The organism is Neoroseomonas oryzicola, from assembly GCF_012163135.1.
Taxonomy (GTDB): domain Bacteria; phylum Pseudomonadota; class Alphaproteobacteria; order Acetobacterales; family Acetobacteraceae; genus Neoroseomonas; species Neoroseomonas oryzicola.
In genome coordinates, this window is record NZ_JAAVUP010000001.1 from 948331 (window position 1) to 963947 (window position 15617).

At 70.3% G+C, this 15617-nt stretch carries 18 protein-coding genes; 10 read left to right on the forward strand and 8 right to left on the reverse strand.

Annotated features, from left to right (window positions below; genetic code table 11):
* The first annotated feature begins 3 nt into the window (after positions 1 to 3).
* The gene (locus GWK15_RS04655) at positions 4 to 426 is read left to right on the forward strand and encodes a DUF2721 domain-containing protein (protein WP_168039518.1); all 423 of its coding nucleotides are present in this window, start codon (positions 4 to 6) and stop codon (positions 424 to 426) included.
* Complete coding sequence (locus GWK15_RS04660) at positions 423 to 1730, forward strand: class I SAM-dependent RNA methyltransferase (protein ID WP_338147189.1); 1308 nt, start codon at positions 423 to 425, stop codon at positions 1728 to 1730. Before GWK15_RS04655 ends, GWK15_RS04660 begins: the two co-directional genes overlap by 4 nt.
* Here the strand turns inward: GWK15_RS04660 and GWK15_RS04665 are convergent.
* Positions 1693 to 2736, reverse strand: a complete 1044-nt coding sequence (locus GWK15_RS04665; RefSeq protein WP_168039520.1) for an FkbM family methyltransferase — start codon at positions 2734 to 2736, stop codon at positions 1693 to 1695. The two genes, GWK15_RS04660 and GWK15_RS04665, sit on opposite strands and share 38 nt — an antisense overlap.
* A 157-nt stretch (positions 2737 to 2893) precedes the next feature.
* On the opposite strand from GWK15_RS04665, the gene GWK15_RS04670 reads away from it, so the two are divergent.
* From GWK15_RS04670 to GWK15_RS04705, 8 genes are all read left to right on the forward strand, one after another.
* Positions 2894 to 3865, forward strand: coding sequence for an MBL fold metallo-hydrolase (locus GWK15_RS04670; RefSeq protein ID WP_168039522.1), 972 nt, complete (start codon positions 2894 to 2896; stop codon positions 3863 to 3865).
* Positions 3866 to 3894: 29 nt separating this feature from the next.
* Positions 3895 to 4845, forward strand: coding sequence for an MBL fold metallo-hydrolase (locus tag GWK15_RS04675; protein WP_168039524.1), 951 nt, complete (start codon positions 3895 to 3897; stop codon positions 4843 to 4845).
* Positions 4846 to 4912: 67 nt separating this feature from the next.
* Positions 4913 to 5227, forward strand: coding sequence for a hypothetical protein (locus GWK15_RS04680; protein ID WP_168039526.1), 315 nt, complete (start codon positions 4913 to 4915; stop codon positions 5225 to 5227).
* A gap of 343 nt (positions 5228 to 5570) precedes the next feature.
* A complete protein-coding gene (locus tag GWK15_RS04685; RefSeq protein ID WP_245211399.1) occupies positions 5571 to 6203 on the forward strand; it encodes a TetR/AcrR family transcriptional regulator in 633 nt (210 codons plus the stop codon).
* Positions 6200 to 7147: an HlyD family secretion protein gene (locus GWK15_RS04690; protein ID WP_168039530.1), complete on the forward strand. Its 948-nt coding sequence runs from the start codon at positions 6200 to 6202 to the stop codon at positions 7145 to 7147. Before GWK15_RS04685 ends, GWK15_RS04690 begins: the two co-directional genes overlap by 4 nt.
* On the forward strand, positions 7144 to 8088 hold the full coding sequence (locus GWK15_RS04695; RefSeq protein WP_168039532.1) for an ABC transporter ATP-binding protein: 945 nt from the start codon (positions 7144 to 7146) through the stop codon (positions 8086 to 8088). Before GWK15_RS04690 ends, GWK15_RS04695 begins: the two co-directional genes overlap by 4 nt.
* Positions 8085 to 9227 (forward strand): ABC transporter permease, encoded by a 1143-nt coding sequence (locus tag GWK15_RS04700; protein ID WP_168039534.1) that lies wholly within the window; start codon positions 8085 to 8087, stop codon positions 9225 to 9227. Before GWK15_RS04695 ends, GWK15_RS04700 begins: the two co-directional genes overlap by 4 nt.
* An 85-nt stretch (positions 9228 to 9312) precedes the next feature.
* The gene (locus GWK15_RS04705) at positions 9313 to 9621 is read left to right on the forward strand and encodes a putative quinol monooxygenase (protein WP_168039536.1); all 309 of its coding nucleotides are present in this window, start codon (positions 9313 to 9315) and stop codon (positions 9619 to 9621) included.
* Here GWK15_RS04705 and GWK15_RS04710 read toward each other — a convergent pair whose 3' ends face one another.
* From GWK15_RS04710 to sufB, 7 genes are read right to left on the reverse strand one after another with little or no spacing between them, the layout of a single operon-like run.
* A complete protein-coding gene (locus GWK15_RS04710) occupies positions 9622 to 9990 on the reverse strand; it encodes a HesB/IscA family protein (protein WP_168039538.1) in 369 nt (122 codons plus the stop codon).
* 9 nt (positions 9991 to 9999) lie between these two features.
* On the reverse strand, positions 10000 to 10374 hold the full coding sequence (locus GWK15_RS04715) for an SUF system Fe-S cluster assembly protein (RefSeq protein ID WP_168039540.1): 375 nt from the start codon (positions 10372 to 10374) through the stop codon (positions 10000 to 10002).
* A complete protein-coding gene (gene sufU, locus GWK15_RS04720; RefSeq protein ID WP_168039542.1) occupies positions 10367 to 10840 on the reverse strand; it encodes a Fe-S cluster assembly sulfur transfer protein SufU in 474 nt (157 codons plus the stop codon). The genes GWK15_RS04715 and sufU overlap by 8 nt, the downstream gene beginning before the upstream one ends.
* Positions 10837 to 12084, reverse strand: a complete 1248-nt coding sequence (locus GWK15_RS04725; protein WP_168039544.1) for an aminotransferase class V-fold PLP-dependent enzyme — start codon at positions 12082 to 12084, stop codon at positions 10837 to 10839. Before GWK15_RS04725 ends, sufU begins: the two co-directional genes overlap by 4 nt.
* Positions 12084 to 13376: a Fe-S cluster assembly protein SufD gene (gene sufD / locus GWK15_RS04730; RefSeq protein WP_168039546.1), complete on the reverse strand. Its 1293-nt coding sequence runs from the start codon at positions 13374 to 13376 to the stop codon at positions 12084 to 12086. The genes GWK15_RS04725 and sufD overlap by 1 nt, the downstream gene beginning before the upstream one ends.
* Positions 13373 to 14119, reverse strand: coding sequence for a Fe-S cluster assembly ATPase SufC (gene sufC, locus GWK15_RS04735; protein WP_168039548.1), 747 nt, complete (start codon positions 14117 to 14119; stop codon positions 13373 to 13375). The genes sufD and sufC overlap by 4 nt, the downstream gene beginning before the upstream one ends.
* A complete protein-coding gene (gene sufB / locus GWK15_RS04740; RefSeq protein ID WP_168039550.1) occupies positions 14119 to 15615 on the reverse strand; it encodes a Fe-S cluster assembly protein SufB in 1497 nt (498 codons plus the stop codon). The genes sufC and sufB overlap by 1 nt, the downstream gene beginning before the upstream one ends.
* Positions 15616 to 15617 lie beyond the last annotated feature (2 nt).

A 15617-nucleotide genomic window follows, 5' to 3' on the forward strand; every position in this document is an offset into this window, starting at 1 on the left:
GGCATGCTGCTGACCGGAACGGATCTGCTCACCATCGAGCGGACCCTACAGCTGGCCATCGCGCCCGCCTTTATCCTGGGTGGCATCATGGCGCTGCTGTCGCTGCTCTCGTCGCGGCTGCAGCGCGTAGGCGACCTCTACGAGGAAGCGCGCAGCGGCGTCGAATCGCCGCTGACGGACCTGCACCTGCTCGCCAGGCGCGCGCGCCTGATCTACCGGGCCATCACCTTCGCCATCGCCTCGGCGGTGATCCTTTGCATCCTCGTCATCGCGGCCTTCGTCGAACCGCTCGCGGGCGTGCGCGCGGGCGGGCAGATCGCGGGCCTGCTGCTGCTCGGGATGCTCAGCCTCACGGCCTCCCTCGCCTGCTTCCTGCGCGAGGTGCTGATGAGCCGCGACAAGCTGCCCACGCTGCCGCGCCTGTGACCGGCGAACCCGCCACGCTGCGCGTCACCGGCATGGGCGTGGCCGGGGACGGCCTGTCCGTGCTGCCCGACGGCACGCCCTGCTTCGTCGCCCGCGCGCTGCCCGGAGAGACCGTGCGCGCCACACCCGGTGCAAAGCGTGGCGACGGGCGTGCCGCCACCCTCATCGACATCGTGGCGTCGAGCCCCGATCGCGTCGCCCCGCCCTGCCCGCATTTCGCGGAAGGCTGCGGTGGCTGCGCGGTGCAGCATTGGGCGCCCGCCGCGCAGGCCGCCTGGAAGCGCGACAAGGTGCGCGAGGCGCTGTCCCGCGCCGGCTATCCCGACGCGCCCCTAGCCGACACGGTGACGACCGCTTCCGGCCACCGTCGTCGCGCCGACCTCGCGCTCCGCCGCGGTCCTGGCGGCATCGTCGCCGGCTTCCACCGCGCCGGCAGCCCGGAAGTGCTGGACATCGCGGCCTGCACCGTCCTGGACCCACGCCTGGTCGGGCTGCTCGACCCGCTGCGCGCCATGCTGAAGCGGCTGCCCGCGCTGCGGCGGGAGGGCTCGGCGGTGGTGAACCTGCTCGACACCGGGCCGGACCTGCTGCTGCGCACCGACGGGCCGCTGGCGCCCAGCGACCGGGCGATGCTCGCCGCCTTCGCCGCCGAGGCCGGCATCCCGCGCATCGCCTGGGCGCTGAAGGACGGCCCGGCCGAGATCGCGGCCCAGATCGGCCCGGCCACCATCACGCTGTCCGGCGCGACGATCGCCCCCGCGCCCGGCGCCTTCCTGCAGGCCAGCCCGGAAGGGGAAGCGGCGATCGTCGCCGCGGTGCTGGCCGCCCTGCCCGCGAAGCTGACGGGCCGCGGGCGGATCGCGGATCTCCATGCCGGGCTCGGCACCCTGTCCATCCCGCTGGCCGCGCGCGGGCGGGTCGCCGCCTTCGAAGGCGATGCCGCGGCCGTCGCCGCGCTGTCCGGCGCCGCGGGCCGGGCCGGCGTGCCGGTCACCGCGACGCGGCGCGACCTCGCGCGCCAGCCGCTCACCGTGCAGGAACTGAACGCCTTCGCGGCCGTGGTGCTCGACCCGCCCCATGCCGGCGCGGCGGAGCAGGTCGCCTTGCTGGCCCGCAGCCAAGTGCCGGTGGTGGTCTATGTCTCCTGCAACCCGGCGGCGCTGTCGCGCGACGCGCGGGCCTTCTCGCAGGCGGGCTGGCGGCTTGCGGCCGCGACGCCGATCGACCAGTTCGTGCATTCCGCCCAGACCGAGGCGGTCGTCGCCTTCAGCGCGGCTCGACCTTCGAAAGGTAGAGCGTTGTGACACGGCGCTGCGTCATCAGCTCCTCCACCGTGCAGGGCTTGGCGCGCGAATCCCCGTCGATGTAGCGCAGCGGGTAGCGCGCCGAGAGCGCGGCGAGCAGCGCCGGCGCCTCCTTGCAGCGGTTGGCATCGAATTCCATCAGGATGCGCAGGTTCGGGCTGCGGTCGAGCAGCCCGCCGAGCCCCGCCACGATGCTGTCCGCCGCACTGGCGACGCCGATCCGCAGCACGTCGATGCTGCCGGGCTCGAGGTCCTGCAGCGCCTCGGCCGGCGCGGGGCAGCCGGCGCGGCCATGCTCGAAGGTGAACCAGTTGGCGAAGGGGCCGTGGAAGGGACCGGTCAGCTGGGCCGGCACCCGCTGGGCATCGTGCTTCGCCTCGGCCGCGGCGGTGCGGTGCAGCGTGACGATGTCGCCGAGCCCGTTCACCGCGACGTTGCGCCGCAGCAGGGAATGCAGCCACGGGTTCGGCTCGAGCGCGACGACGCGCCCCGCGCTGCCGACCAGGTCGGCCAGCACCGCCGTGTAGTAGCCATACACCGCGCCGACGTCGTAGGCGGTCTCCCCGCGCGCGACGTTCCGGCAGATGAACTCGGTGATCCAGTATTCCCAGTAGCCGTCGAGCAGCAGGTGCGGCGCGATGCCGCCATCCGCCGCGTCGGTGAACATCTTGAAGCGGCCGAGGGTGCGGCAGAGCACGCTGCCATCGGGCAGCGGCACGTTCTGCGTGCGGTCGCGGATCAGCGCCTCGACCTGGCGGCGGTTGCCGCCGCGGAAGAGTTCCTCGAGCGTCGCGATGTCGCGGCGGCCGACGGCGGCGTGCATTGCCTCGAGCTCGGCGCGCAGGGTGGCGAGCTCCCCGCGGATGCGGAACAGCTCCTCATGCGTGCCGAGCGTCCCGTGGCGCGATCCACCGGTGGCAAACAGCCAGGAGAACAGCCGTGGGACGAGACCGGGCCGGCGGGGCTCGGTCGGCAAGGTCGGGAAATGCGTGTCGTCCTTCGGCACCGGCGTGTCGTGACCCTTTCCGTTTCCGGCGTGTAGCGCGCGAAGGATGAAAATCCCACCAAGACCGCGCCGTGGCAACCCGCCTTCACGCGGGGCGGGCCTTGATCGTTCGGGCGGAAGGGCCACCATCTGTCGATCTGGGAGAGGATCATCACGAATGCTGCACCGCCGTATCGCCCTGCTTGCCGCCGGCGCCGCGATGGCCGTCCCGGCCCTGCCGCGCCTCGCATCCGCTCAGGCGCAGGGCCAGCCGGCACCGGCCCAGGCGCCGGGCTTCTACCGGTTCAAGGTCGGTGCGATCACGGTGACGACCGTGCATGACGGCTTCTTCTCCCGGCCGCTCGAAGGTTTCGTGCGCAACGCACCCCTCGCCGAGGTCCAGGCCGCCGCCCGCGACGCCTATCTGCCGACCGACCGCACGGTGATTCCCTTCACCATCACCTTCGTGCAGCAGGGCGACACGCTCGCCGTCTTCGACGCCGGCAACGGCGTGACGCCGGCCGGTGCGACGGCGGGGCGCATGATCGCCAACATGGCCGCGGCCGGGATCGACCCGGCGCGCGTGACGCATGTGATCCACAGCCATTTCCACGGCGACCATGTGAACGGCCTGCTGAACGCCGCGGGCGGCGCGGCATTCCCGAACGCCGCCGTGCTGGTCCCGGAACCCGAATGGTCCTGGTGGACGACCGCGGGGAACGAGACCCGCACGCCCGAAGGCCAGCGCCCGAACTTCGCCAACGTCGCCCGGCGCTTCGCCCCCTACCAGGGCAAGGTCACGCCCTTCCGCCCGGGCGCCGAGGTGATCCCGGGCATCACCTCCCTCGCCGCGCCGGGCCACACGCCGGGCCACACCATCTTCCGCATTGCGGATGGCGACGCGCAGGCGATGTTCCTCGCCGACGTGACGAACCGGCCCGAGATCATGATGGCGCACCCGGACTGGCAGATTGTCTTCGACTTCGACGGGGATGCCGCGGCCGCCACTCGGCGGCGCGTGCTGGACATGGTCGCGACCGACCGCATCCGCGTCACCGGCTACCACTACCCCTTCCCGGCCAATGGCTACGTCGCCCGCGCCGGCAACGGCTTCCGCTTCGTGCCGGCCGATTGGTCGAGCGCGGTCTGACGCGGCGGCACGGACAGGAGACCCGCACCATGCGCATCACCCGCCGCGCCGCCGCCTCGCTGCTGGCCGCACCGCTGATCTTCGGGGCCCGTGGCACAGCCGCGCAGGGCGCCGCGCCGCCCGTCGTCGGCCCCGCCTTCCATCGCTTCCGCGTCGGCGCGCTGACCGTCACGGTGGTGACCGACGGGTCCAACGTGCGCGGCGACGTCCGCCAGGGCCTGGTCGTCAACGCGTCGGGCGAGCAGGTCACGACGGCGATGCAGGCGGCCGGCATTCCCGGCACCGCGATGCGCAACCCCTACAACGTCACCTTCGTCGAGACGTCGCGCGGCCTCGTTGCCTTCGACGTCGGCACCGGCGGCGTCGGCGCCGAGACGGGCGCGCTGCCGGCGAACATGCGCGCGGCCGGACTCGACCCCGCGCAGGTCGCGCTCATTGTCCACACGCATTTCCACGGCGACCACATCGGCGGCCTCGCCACCAACGACGGCACGGCGCTGTTTCCCCAGGCGCGGATCGCGGTGCCCGAGCGCGAATGGGCCTTCTGGACCGATGCCGGCGAGGAATCCCGCGCCGCCGAGGGCCGCCGCCCCGGCTTCGCCCTGGTCCGCCGTCGCTTCGCGCCCTACGCCGCGCGCATCGAGCGTTTCGCGCCGGGTGCGGAAGTCGCGCCGGGCATCCATGCGGTCGCGACCAATGGCCACAGCCCGGGCCACACCTCCTACCTCATCGCCGATGGGCGGGAGCAGGTGCTGGTGATCGGCGACGCCGTGACGACGCCGGCCTTCTTCATGGCCAATCCGAGCTGGTATCCGGTCTTCGACATGGACCCGACCATGGCGGTGGAGACGCGGCAGCGGCTGCTCGACCGCGCGGCGACCGAACGGATGCCGGTCATCGGCTACCATTTCGACATGCCGGCAACCGGGCGCGTGGAGCGCGCCGGGACGGGCTACCGGCTGGTGCCGTCCAACGCCTGACCGCCGCGGTCCGATGTGGCGGTCGCCGGGGCGGAGAGGCTAGCCTCTCCGCCGCAGGAGGATCGCCATGCGCCTCGTCGCCCTCGCCACCGCCATCGCCGGCCTTGCGCTGGCCACGCCCGCCCGCGCCGATGCCATCGACGGCCATTGGTGCACCGAGGGCGGGCTGCGCCTGTCCATCGCCGGGCCCAGCATCGTGACGCCCGGCGGCGCGCGCATCCAGGGCGACTACGGGCGGCATGACTTCGCCTACACGGCGCCGGCCTCCGATCCCGGCGGCAGTCAGCGCGTGACCCTGCGCCTGCGCGGGGAGAACCTGATGCAGGTGGAAGCCGCCGGGCTCGACCCGCTGTGGCGCCGCTGCGGGCCACCGACCAGCTAGAGCAGATCCCGATCAGGTGGGATCACCTGACCGGGTGAAGATGTTCGCGAAAACAAGCGCCTAGAGGTGTTGCCGTGAGCCATGGCGAACGGAGACGGCTCTAAACGCCCTTCGGCCCATCGCTTGCGCGGGCAACGTCAGCCGATCAGGCGGGTCGCCTGATCGGGGTCCGCCCTTGGCCGCACAGGGCGGCGCCGCTTCGCCGCGCCACTCCTTCCCGACGAGCCTCACGCCCCGATCGCCGACTGTGCCCGGCTTGCGTCGTCGCGGGTCGCGCAGCATGCGCTTGACGGCACCTGCGCTCTTCTTTAATGACTGTCTGGTCAGTCATAAGGAGTCCCCGATGGAGGCCCCGACCCCCCGCCGGCGGCGCAAGGACGCCCGGCCGGCCGAACTGCTCGATGCCGCGCTCGACACCTTCCGCGAAAAGGGCTTCGCCGCCACGCGCATGGAGGACATCGCCGCTCGCGCCGGCGTCTCCAAGGGCACGATCTACCTCTACTATCCCTCGAAGGAGGCGGTGTTCGAGGCGCTGGTCCGCGCCAACCTCGTCCCGCGCATCGAGCGCATCCAGGCCCTGATGGCCACCGCCCAGGGCCCGGCGACCGAGCGCCTACACATGATGATCACCGCCTTCGCCCAGGTCGCGGCCGATGCGCGGCTCGTCGCCCTGCCCAAGCTCGTGCTGGCCGAGGCCGGCAACTTCCCCGACCTCGCCCGCTTCTACCGGCACGAAGTGATCGGCCGCGGGCTCGCCATCGTCGCCGGCATCCTGCGTGGCGGGATGGAGAGCGGCGAGTTCCGCGCGCTCGACCCCGAGGTGACGGCGCGGCTGTTCATGGCGCCGATGATCCTCGCCGCGCTGTGGCGGACGACCTTCGCCCCGATCGAGGACGCCCCCCTGCCGCCCGAGACGCTGCTGCGCCAGCACCTCGACCTCTTCCTCCGCGGCCTCCGCCCGGAGCCGGCGTCATGAGGCGCCTCGCCCCCATCCTCCTGCTGCTCGCGCTCGCCGGCTGCGACAAGCCGCCGGCGGAGGGCGTCTTCCAGGGCTATGTCGATGCCGAGTATCTGCGCATCGCCGCCCCCGAGGCCGGCTGGGTCGCGAGCGTCGACGTGACCAAGGGCGCGCAGGTCGCCGCCGGCGCGCCGTTGTTCACCCTCGACGGCGACCTCCAGCGCGCCGCGGTCGCGCAGGCGCGCGCGACGCTCGACAAGGCGGAAAGCGACCTCGCGGACCTGCTGAAGGGCGCGCGGCCGGAGGAGATCGCCTCGATCGAGGCGCAACTCGCCGAAGCCGAAGCGGCGCTCGACCTCGCGCGCATCCAGTACCGCCGCCAGGAGCAATTGGCGCGCACGCGCGTCGCCTCGGAACAGGCGCTCGACCAGGCCCGCGCGACGGCTGAGCAGGCCGAAGCCCAGCGCAACCGCATCCGCGCCGACCTCGCCACCGCCCGCCTGCCGGCGCGCGAGGACCGCATCGCCTCGGCCCGTTCAGCCGTCGACGCGGCGCGCGCGGTATTGGTGCAGGCCGAATGGCATCTCGCGCAACGCAACGTCACGAGCCCGGCCGCCGGTGTCATCGACGACGTGCTGCGGCGACCCGGCGAATGGGTGCCGACGAGCGGCACGGTGATCAGCCTGCTGCCGCCGGAGGCGATCAAGGTCGTGTTCTTCGTGCCCGAGGCGCGGCGCGCCGCCTTCCGCCCGGGCGACACCGTCGCGGTGGATTGCTCCGGCTGCCCGCAGGACCTCACCGCGCGCATCAGTCGCGTGGCGCAGGAGGCCGAATACACCCCGCCGGTGATCTACAGCCGGGAGACGCGCGCGAAGCTGGTCTGGCGGATGGAGGCGATCCTCGCCCCCCTGCCCGGCGCCCCGACACCCGGCCAGCCGGTGAGCGTGCGGGCGCGGCCATGACCGACGCGCCCGCCATCTCCGTCCGCGGCCTGACCAAGCGCTTCGGCGACAAGACCGTCGTGGACGATTTCGACCTCGACGTCGCGCGCGGGCAGATCCACGGCTTCCTCGGCCCCAACGGCAGCGGCAAGACGACGACCATCCGCATGCTCTGCGGCCTGCTGGTGCCCGATGGCGGCAGCGGTAGCTGCCTCGGTCGCGACATCCTGACGGAGGCGTGGGAGATCAAGCGGCGCGTCGGCTACATGACGCAGCGCTTCAGCCTCTACGAGGATCTCACGATCCGCGAAAACCTCGATTTCGTCGCGCGGCTTTATGGCCTGGATCGACGTCGCGAGAAGGTGGACCGCGCGCTCGACCGCCTGGGCCTCGCGAAGCGCAGCGGGCAATTGGCGGGCACGCTGTCGGGCGGCTGGAAGCAGCGCCTCGCACTCGCCGCCTGCGTGCTGCACGAACCGGAGCTGCTGCTGCTCGACGAACCCACCGCCGGCGTCGATCCCAAGGCGCGGCGCGAATTCTGGGACGAGATCCACACCCTCGCCGAAGGCGGCATGACCGTCCTCGTCAGCACGCACTACATGGACGAGGCGGAGCGCTGCCACCGCATCGCCTACCTTGCCTATGGCAAGTTGCTCGCGGTCGGCACGGTGGCGGAGGTGATCGCCCATTCCGGCCTGTCCACCTGGCATGTCAGCGGCCCCGAGCGGCGCATCGGCACGCTGGCGCGCGACCTGGCGTCCCGGCCGGGCGTCGAGATGGTCGCGCCCTTCGGCGCGACGCTACATGTCAGCGGATCGCAGGCGGCAGCGCTCGCCGAGGCGATCGCGCCCTTCCGCGCCGAGCCCGGCCTCACCTGGTCCGAGGCAAAGCCCTCGCTCGAGGACGCCTTCATCCACCTCATGGCGGAAGCGCCGGCGCAGAACGGAGCGCCGTCGCGATGAGGAGCGGACCGCATTTCGCCTGGCATCGCCTCGCCGCCATGGTGGTGAAGGAATTCATCCAGATGCGGCGGGACCGGCTGACCTTCGCGATGATGGTCGGCATCCCCATCATCCAGCTGACCCTGTTCGGCTATGCGATCAACGCCGACCCGCGCAACCTGCCGACGGCGGTGTTGAGCCAGGACAATTCCTCCTTCTCCCGCGCGCTCGTCACGGCGCTGCAGACCAGCACCTACTTCCGCGTTGCCGCCGTCGCGCAGGATCCCGAGATGCTCGACCGCATGCTGGCGCGCGGAGAGGTGCAGTTCGCCGTCGAGATCCCGACCGGGTTCGGGCGCGACCTGATGCGCGGCGACCGCCCTGCCCTGCTGGTGATGGCGGATGCGACGGACCCGGCCGCGACGGGCAATGCCGCCGGCGCGCTCGACCGCATCGTGCAGTCGGCGCTGACGCCGCTGCTCGACGGGCCGCTGGCCGGCCTCGCGCAGGGGCAGCCGCCGGTCGATCTGCGCATCCAGCGCCGCTACAACCCCGAAGGCCTGACCCAGTACAACATCGTGCCCGGGCTGATGGGCACCATCCTGACGATGACCATGATCATCATGACCGCGCTCGCCGTGACGCGCGAACGGGAACGCGGGACGATGGAGAACCTGCTCGCCATGCCCGTGCGGCCGGTCGAGGTGATGATCGGCAAGCTCGCGCCCTTCATCCTGGTCGGCGGCATCCAGGTGCTGGTGATCCTGACCGCCGCGACGCTGCTGTTCCATGTGCCGATGGTGGGAGACCCGCTGGTGCTGGCGGCGGGGCTGCTGGTCTTCATCGTGGCGAACCTCGCCGTCGGATTTCTCTTCTCGACCGTCGCGAGCAACCAGCTCCAGGCGATGCAGATGAGTTTCTTCTTCTTCCTGCCCTCCATCCTGATGTCGGGCTTCATGTTCCCCTTCCGCGGCATGCCGGACTGGGCTCAGACGATCGGGGAGGCGCTGCCCCTGACGCATGTCCTGCGCGTGGTGCGCGGCGTGATGCTGAAGGGGAACACGATGATCGACACCTGGCCTGACATCTGGCCGATGCTGGCCTTCCTCGGCGCCGTGTCCTTGCTGGCGGTGATGCGCTACCGGCAAACGCTGGACTGACGTCGCGGCCCGGACATGACCTCCGAGGTCATCGCCATGAGGGAACAGCGCGCTAGGCTGCTCCCATCGCCAGGAGCCGCCATCCATGTCCGTGGCCTATGTCATCGCCTTCCGGGTTCGCGACGGTCAGCGCGGCCGGTTCCTCGATCTGCTGAACGGGGTGCTCGACGCCATGCGCGCGGAAGCGACCTTCGTCAGCGCCACGCTGCACGAGGATCCCGCAGATCCGCGTCACTTCCTGCTGCACGAGGTCTGGCAGGACCACCAGGACGTGCTGGAGGTGCAGCTGGCGCGCCCCTACCGCGCCGCCTGGCACGCCGCATTGCCCAACCTGCTGGAGAGCCCGCGGGAGATCGGGATGTGGACGCCGGTCCGAACAGACCGGCGCGCCTGATCAGACGTGGAAGGATTCGCCGCAGCCGCAGCGGCCTTTCTCGTTCGGATTGGTGAAGGTGAAGCCGGCCGTCATCGCCTTCACCTCGTAGTCCATCACCGTCCCGATCAGGAACAGCGTGGCCTTGCGGTCGATCAGGACGGTCACGTCCTTGTCGGTGATGACCTCGTCGGTCGGCGCGGGCTCGTCCGTCCAGGACAGGTCGTAGGCCAGGCCCGAGCAGCCCTTTGTCTTCACGCCGATGCGCAGCAGCTTGCCGTGCTCGCCCTTGGCATAGAGCCCGCGCAGCCGGTCGGCGGCGGCATCCGTCAGCGCCATCACCGGCGGCAGGGCGCGCCGCGCGCGCGGGGCTTCGGTCGTCGTGCTCATTGGCGCACCTCAGAACATGTTCAGGGCGAGGCGGGCATCCTCGCTCATGCGCGACTGGTCCCAGGGCGGATCCCAGACGACCTCGACCAGCACGTCGGACACGCCCTCGATGCCGCGCACCGCGTCCTCCACCTGGCCCGGCAATTCCTGGGCGGAGGGGCAGGACGGCGTGGTCAGCGTCATCTCGACCTTCACCTTGCCGTCGTCCTCGATCTCGATCGCGTAGATCAGGCCGAGTTGGTAGATGTCCACCGGGATTTCCGGGTCGTAGACGGTCGAGATCGCGGCGATCACCGCATCCTCGCTCACCTTCGGCGCCGGCGGCTTCACTTCGCCATCCGGCGTCCAGGCGGCGCGGGTCTCGGTGGTGGCGGGTTCACTCACTGCTCGCCTCCTTGGTCCCGTCGAGAGCGGCGTTCAGCGTGTGCCACGCCAGCGTCGCGCACTTCACGCGGGACGGAAACTCATGCACGCCCGACAGCGGCGCGAGGCGCTCCATGTCATCCTGCAGCGCCGCGCCGCAATCCGGGCAGGCACCGGTCATCGCCAGTTCGCGGAACTTCGCGCCGAGATCCTTCGCCTCGTCGGCCGTCTTGCCCTTCACAACCTCGGTCATCAGGGAGGCCGATGCGGTCGAGATGGCGCAGCCGCGGCCCTGGAAGGCGGCCTCGGCGATGTGGTGGTCCGGCGTCATCTTGAGAAACAGCTCGATGCGGTCGCCACACATTGGATTGTCGCCGCGCGCGGTCGCGTCCGCATTCTCGAGCCGGCGGAAGTTCCGCGGCTTGCGACCGTGGTCGAGGATGACCTCCTGATAGAGGTCGCGCAGGTCGTCGAAGAGTCCGCTCATTTGAAGAACTCCCGCGCCTCGGTCAGCGCGCGTGCGAGCAGGTCCACTTCCTCCTTCGTCGTATAGAGACCGAAGGAGGCCCGCGTCGTGCCGTTGTCGAGCCCGAAGCGCGCGTGCAGCGGTTCGGCGCAATGCCGCCCGGCGCGCACCGCGATGCCCGCGCGGTCGAGCAGCGTCGCGAGGTCGTGCGGATGCGCAGCGTCGAGTGCGAAGGCGAAGACGCCGCCGCGATCCTGCGCGTGGCCGAGCAGCGTCAGGCCCGGCACCTCCGACAAAGCGCCCATGGCGTGGTCGACCAGCGAACGCTCATGCGCCTCGATCGCCGGCATGCCGATGGCGGTGACGTAGTCGATCGCGGCATGCAGGCCGACGGCCTCGATGATCGGCGGCGTGCCGGCCTCGAACTTCGCCGGGACGGCGGCCCATTCCGACTTCTCGAAGGTGACGGCCGAGATCATGTCGCCGCCGCCGAGGAAGGGCGGCATCCGATCCAGCAGTTCCAGCCGCGCCCACAGGACGCCGATCCCCGTCGGCCCGTACAGCTTGTGGCCGGTGAAGCAGTAGAAGTCGCAGCCGATCGCCTGCACGTCCACGCGCCGGTGCACCGCGGCCTGCGAACCATCGAACAGGACCTTGGCGCCATGGGCATGCGCGAGCGCCACGATGCGCTCGACCGGCGTCACGGTGCCGAGCACGTTCGACATGTGCGCGACCGCGACCAGACCGACCTTGCCGTCCGCGAGCTTGCGCTCGAGGTCGTCCATGTCGAGTTCGCCGGCGTCGGTCACGCGGCAGACGCGCAGCTCGATGCCCTTGTCGTCGCGCAGCATCTGCCACGGGACGATGTTGGCGTGGTGCTCCAGCTCGGAAATCAGCACCGCCTGGCCCGGCTTCATGACCCCGCGGCCCCAGGAATGGGCGACGAGGTTCATCGCCTCGGTGCTGTTCTTGGTGAAGACGATCTCGCGCGTGTCGGCGGCGTTGAGGAAGCGGGCGGTCGCGGTGCGCGCGGCCTCGTAGGAATCGGTCGCGAGTTCGGACAGGCGATAGGCGCCGCGATGGACGTTGGCGTAGGCCGTCTCCATGCAGCGGACCATCGCGTCGATGACGGCGCGCGGCTTCTGGGCGGAAGCGCCGGAATCGAGGAAGACCAGCGGCCGCCCGCGCGCCTGCGGCTGCGACAGGATCGGGAAATCCTGCCGGATGCGCGCGACGTCGAAGGGGGCCGAGGTCACGCCGTCCATCACGCCGCCTTCCCCTGGCGCGACCACCAGTTGTCCAGCGCCCGCGTCAGCGCGGCGCGGAGCGTCTCGTCGGTCACGGTCTCCACCGCCTCATGCAGAAAGGCCTCGACCAGCATGGCCTTGGCCTGGCTTTCGGGGATGCCGCGGGAGCGCAGGTAGAACAGGCTGTCGGCATCCAGCGCACCCACCGTCGCGCCGTGGCTGCACTTCACGTCGTCGGCGTAGATCTCGAGCTGCGGCTTGCTGTCGATCTCGGCGTCCTCGCTGAGCAGCAGCGCCTGGTTCATCTGGTAGCCGTCGGTCTTCTGCGCGACCTGATGCACGAAGATCTTGCCCTGGAAGACCCCGCGCGACCGGCCGGCCAGCACCGTCTTGTAGGTCTGGCGGGACGCGCAATCGGGTGCCGCGTGATCGAGCGCCGTGGTGGTGTCCACATGCTGGCCGTCGGCCGCCATCTGCGCGCCGTTCATGTGGCAGGCGGCCTTGGGCCCGGTCAGCGCGGCGTGGATCTCGTTGCGGGTCAGGCGCGGGCCCGCGGCGACGGTGAAGTTGTCGTAGGTGCCACCCGCGGCGATCGTCGCGTAGATGGTGGACAGGTGGAAGACGGTCGCTTCCTCCTGCAGCATCCGGCCATGGGTGAAGGTGGCACCCTCCGCGACTTCGATCTCGAAGACCGGGTTGTGCAGGCACTGGCCGCGGCCGGTCGCGGTCTCGATCACCGTCAGCCTGGCCCCCGCGCCGAGGCGCACCAGGTGCCGCGGATGGAAGGCGAAGGGCCGGCCCGGATCGACGGCGATGGACACCAGCTCCAGCAGCCCGCCATCGACGCCTTCAGGCAGGTCGATGAGGATCCCGTCCTCGAACAGCATGGTGTTCAGCGCGACCAGCGGCTCGCTGCCCGGCTTCGCCAGGGCGCCGAGGAAGGGCTCCGCGGCGTTGAGATCCTGCGCCAGGCTGCCGACGCGATAGGCCAGCCCATCCAGCGTCGAGAGATCGGAGCGGAAGCGCCCGTCCACGAAGACCGCGCGATGTGCCGCGTTCGCCACCGGCAGGGCGATCGCGCCTTCGACCATCGTCAGCGGCTCCGCGAAGGAAGCCTGCGCGACGGGGGCGAGGTCGGTGTACTTCCACTGTTCGATGCGCCGCGTCGGGAAGCCCCGCGCGGCGAAGTGGACGGCGGCGTCGGCGCGCAGCGCGTTCAGCCAGGGCTTGCGGGCGCCAGGCAGGTGGTCCTTCAGCCCCTCATAGCGGGCGAGGAAGCCCGCGGCGCCGGTGGCGACGGGCGCCGTCATGCCGCCGCCTGGACGGCAGCGTAGCCCTGCGCCTCCAGCTCCTGCGCCAGTTCCGGCCCGCCGGACTTCACGATGCGGCCATGCATCAGCACATGCACGCGGTCCGGCACGATGTAGTCGAGCAGGCGCTGGTAGTGCGTGATCACCAGCGCCGAGAAGTCCGGCCCGCGCATCGCGTTCACGCCATCCGCGACGATCTTCAGCGCGTCGATGTCGAGGCCGGAATCCGTCTCGTCGAGGATCGCGAGCGACGGCTTCAGCAGCGCCATCTGCAGGATCTCGTTGCGCTTCTTCTCGCCGCCCGAGAAGCCGACATTGACGCCGCGCTTCAGCATGTCGTCCGACATGGACAGCGCCTTCATCCGCTCGCGCGCGAGCTTGAGGAACTGCATCGCGTCCAGCTCGCTCTCGCCGCGCGCCTTGCGCTGGGCATTGAGCGCCGTGCGCAGGAAGGTGGCGTTGCCGACGCCCGGCAGCTCCACCGGATACTGGAAGGCGAGGAACAGGCCGGCGGCCGCACGCTCCTCCGGCTCCATCGCCAGGATGTCGTGGCCGTTGAAGGTGGCGGACCCGCCCGTCACCTCATAACCCTCGCGCCCCGAGAGCACGTAGGACAGCGTCGACTTGCCGGACCCGTTCGGGCCCATGATGGCGTGCACCTCGCCCGTCGGCACGTCCAGGTCGATCCCCTTGAGGATCTGCTTGCCGTCGATCTCGGCGGTGAGTCCTTCAATGCGGAGCATCAGCCCACGCTCCCTTCCAGAGAAATCTGCAGCAGCTTCTGCGCCTCGACCGCGAACTCCATCGGGAGCTCCTTCAGCACCTCGCGGCAGAAGCCATTGACGATGAGGCCTACCGCCTCCTCCTGCGTCAGCCCGCGCTGGCGGCAGTAGAAAAGCTGGTCCTCGGCGATGCGGCTGGTGGTCGCTTCATGCTCCACCTTGGCCGTGACGCAGCGGTTCTCGATGTAGGGCACGGTGTGCGCGCCACAGAGATCGCCGATCAGCAGGCTGTCGCACTGGGTGAAGTTGCGCGCGCCGGTCGCCTTCGCACCGATGCGCACCAGACCACGATAGGTGTTCTGCCCGTGCCCGGCGCTGATGCCCTTCGACACGATGGTCGACCTGGTGCGCGGGCCTATATGGAACATCTTCGTTCCTGTATCCGCCTGCTGGTAGTTATTGGTGATGGCGACGGAGTAGAACTCGCCCACCGAATCCTCGCCCTGCAGGATGCAGGAGGGGTACTTCCAGGTGATCGCCGAGCCCGTCTCCACCTGCGTCCAGGAGATCTTGGACCGCGCCCCGCGGCAGGCGCCGCGCTTGGTGACGAAGTTGTAGATGCCGCCCTTGCCCTCGGCGTCGCCGGGGTACCAGTTCTGCACGGTGGAATACTTGATGGTCGCGTCATCCATCGCGACCAGCTCGACCACCGCGGCGTGCAGCTGGTTCTCGTCGCGCATCGGGGCCGTGCAGCCTTCCAGATACGAGACGTAGGACCCTTCGTCCGCGACGATCAGCGTGCGCTCGAACTGCCCGGTGCTCTTGGCATTGATGCGGAAATAGGTCGACAGCTCCATCGGGCAGCGCACGCCCTTGGGGATGTAGACGAAGGACCCGTCGGTGAAGACCGCGCTGTTCAGCGCGGCGAAGAAGTTGTCGCCCTGCGGCACCACCGTGCCGAGATACTTCCGCACCAGCTCGGGATGCGTCTGCACCGCCTCGCTGATCGAGCAGAAGATGATGCCTTCCTTGCCCAGCCTCTCCTTGTAGGAGGTGGCGACGGAGACGCTGTCGAACACCGCATCGACCGCGACCGGCATGCGCCCCTCGGCCGGGACGGACCCCGCGCCCTCGACGCCGGCCAGGATCTCCTGCTCGCGCAGCGGGATGCCGAGCTTGGCATAGGTCTTGAGCAGCTCGGGGTCGACCTCGTCGAGCGACTTCGGCCCGACCTTCTCCTTCGGCGCGGCGTAGTAGTAGCTGTCCTGGTAGTCGATCGGCGGATACTTCACCGCGGCCCAGCGCGGCTCCTCCATCGTCTTCCAGGCGGCGAAGGCGCGCAGGCGCCATTCGAGCAGCCATTCGGGCTCGTTCTTCTTGGCGCTGATGAAGCGGACGATGTCCTCGTTCAGCCCCTTGGGGGCGAACTCCATCTCGATGTCCGTCTCGAAGCCCCACTTGTAGCCGGACTCGGCGACGGACTGGACGGTTTCGATCGTCTCGTTGACGGCAGGCATCG

Coding starts and splice junctions, on each gene's coding strand:
- GWK15_RS04655 (WP_168039518.1), top strand. CDS start 4: ATGCTGCTGACCGGAACGGATCTGCTCACCATCGAGCGGACCCTACAG.
- GWK15_RS04670 (WP_168039522.1), top strand. CDS start 2,894: ATGCTGCACCGCCGTATCGCCCTGCTTGCCGCCGGCGCCGCGATGGCC.
- GWK15_RS04675 (WP_168039524.1), top strand. CDS start 3,895: ATGCGCATCACCCGCCGCGCCGCCGCCTCGCTGCTGGCCGCACCGCTG.
- GWK15_RS04680 (WP_168039526.1), top strand. CDS start 4,913: ATGCGCCTCGTCGCCCTCGCCACCGCCATCGCCGGCCTTGCGCTGGCC.
- GWK15_RS04685 (WP_245211399.1), top strand. CDS start 5,571: ATGGAGGCCCCGACCCCCCGCCGGCGGCGCAAGGACGCCCGGCCGGCC.
- GWK15_RS04690 (WP_168039530.1), top strand. CDS start 6,200: ATGAGGCGCCTCGCCCCCATCCTCCTGCTGCTCGCGCTCGCCGGCTGC.
- GWK15_RS04695 (WP_168039532.1), top strand. CDS start 7,144: ATGACCGACGCGCCCGCCATCTCCGTCCGCGGCCTGACCAAGCGCTTC.
- GWK15_RS04700 (WP_168039534.1), top strand. CDS start 8,085: ATGAGGAGCGGACCGCATTTCGCCTGGCATCGCCTCGCCGCCATGGTG.
- GWK15_RS04705 (WP_168039536.1), top strand. CDS start 9,313: ATGTCCGTGGCCTATGTCATCGCCTTCCGGGTTCGCGACGGTCAGCGC.
- GWK15_RS04710 (WP_168039538.1), bottom strand. CDS start 9,990: ATGAGCACGACGACCGAAGCCCCGCGCGCGCGGCGCGCCCTGCCGCCG.
- sufU (WP_168039542.1), bottom strand. CDS start 10,840: ATGAGCGGACTCTTCGACGACCTGCGCGACCTCTATCAGGAGGTCATC.
- GWK15_RS04725 (WP_168039544.1), bottom strand. CDS start 12,084: ATGGACGGCGTGACCTCGGCCCCCTTCGACGTCGCGCGCATCCGGCAG.
- sufD (WP_168039546.1), bottom strand. CDS start 13,376: ATGACGGCGCCCGTCGCCACCGGCGCCGCGGGCTTCCTCGCCCGCTAT.
- sufC (WP_168039548.1), bottom strand. CDS start 14,119: ATGCTCCGCATTGAAGGACTCACCGCCGAGATCGACGGCAAGCAGATC.
- sufB (WP_168039550.1), bottom strand. CDS start 15,615: ATGCCTGCCGTCAACGAGACGATCGAAACCGTCCAGTCCGTCGCCGAG.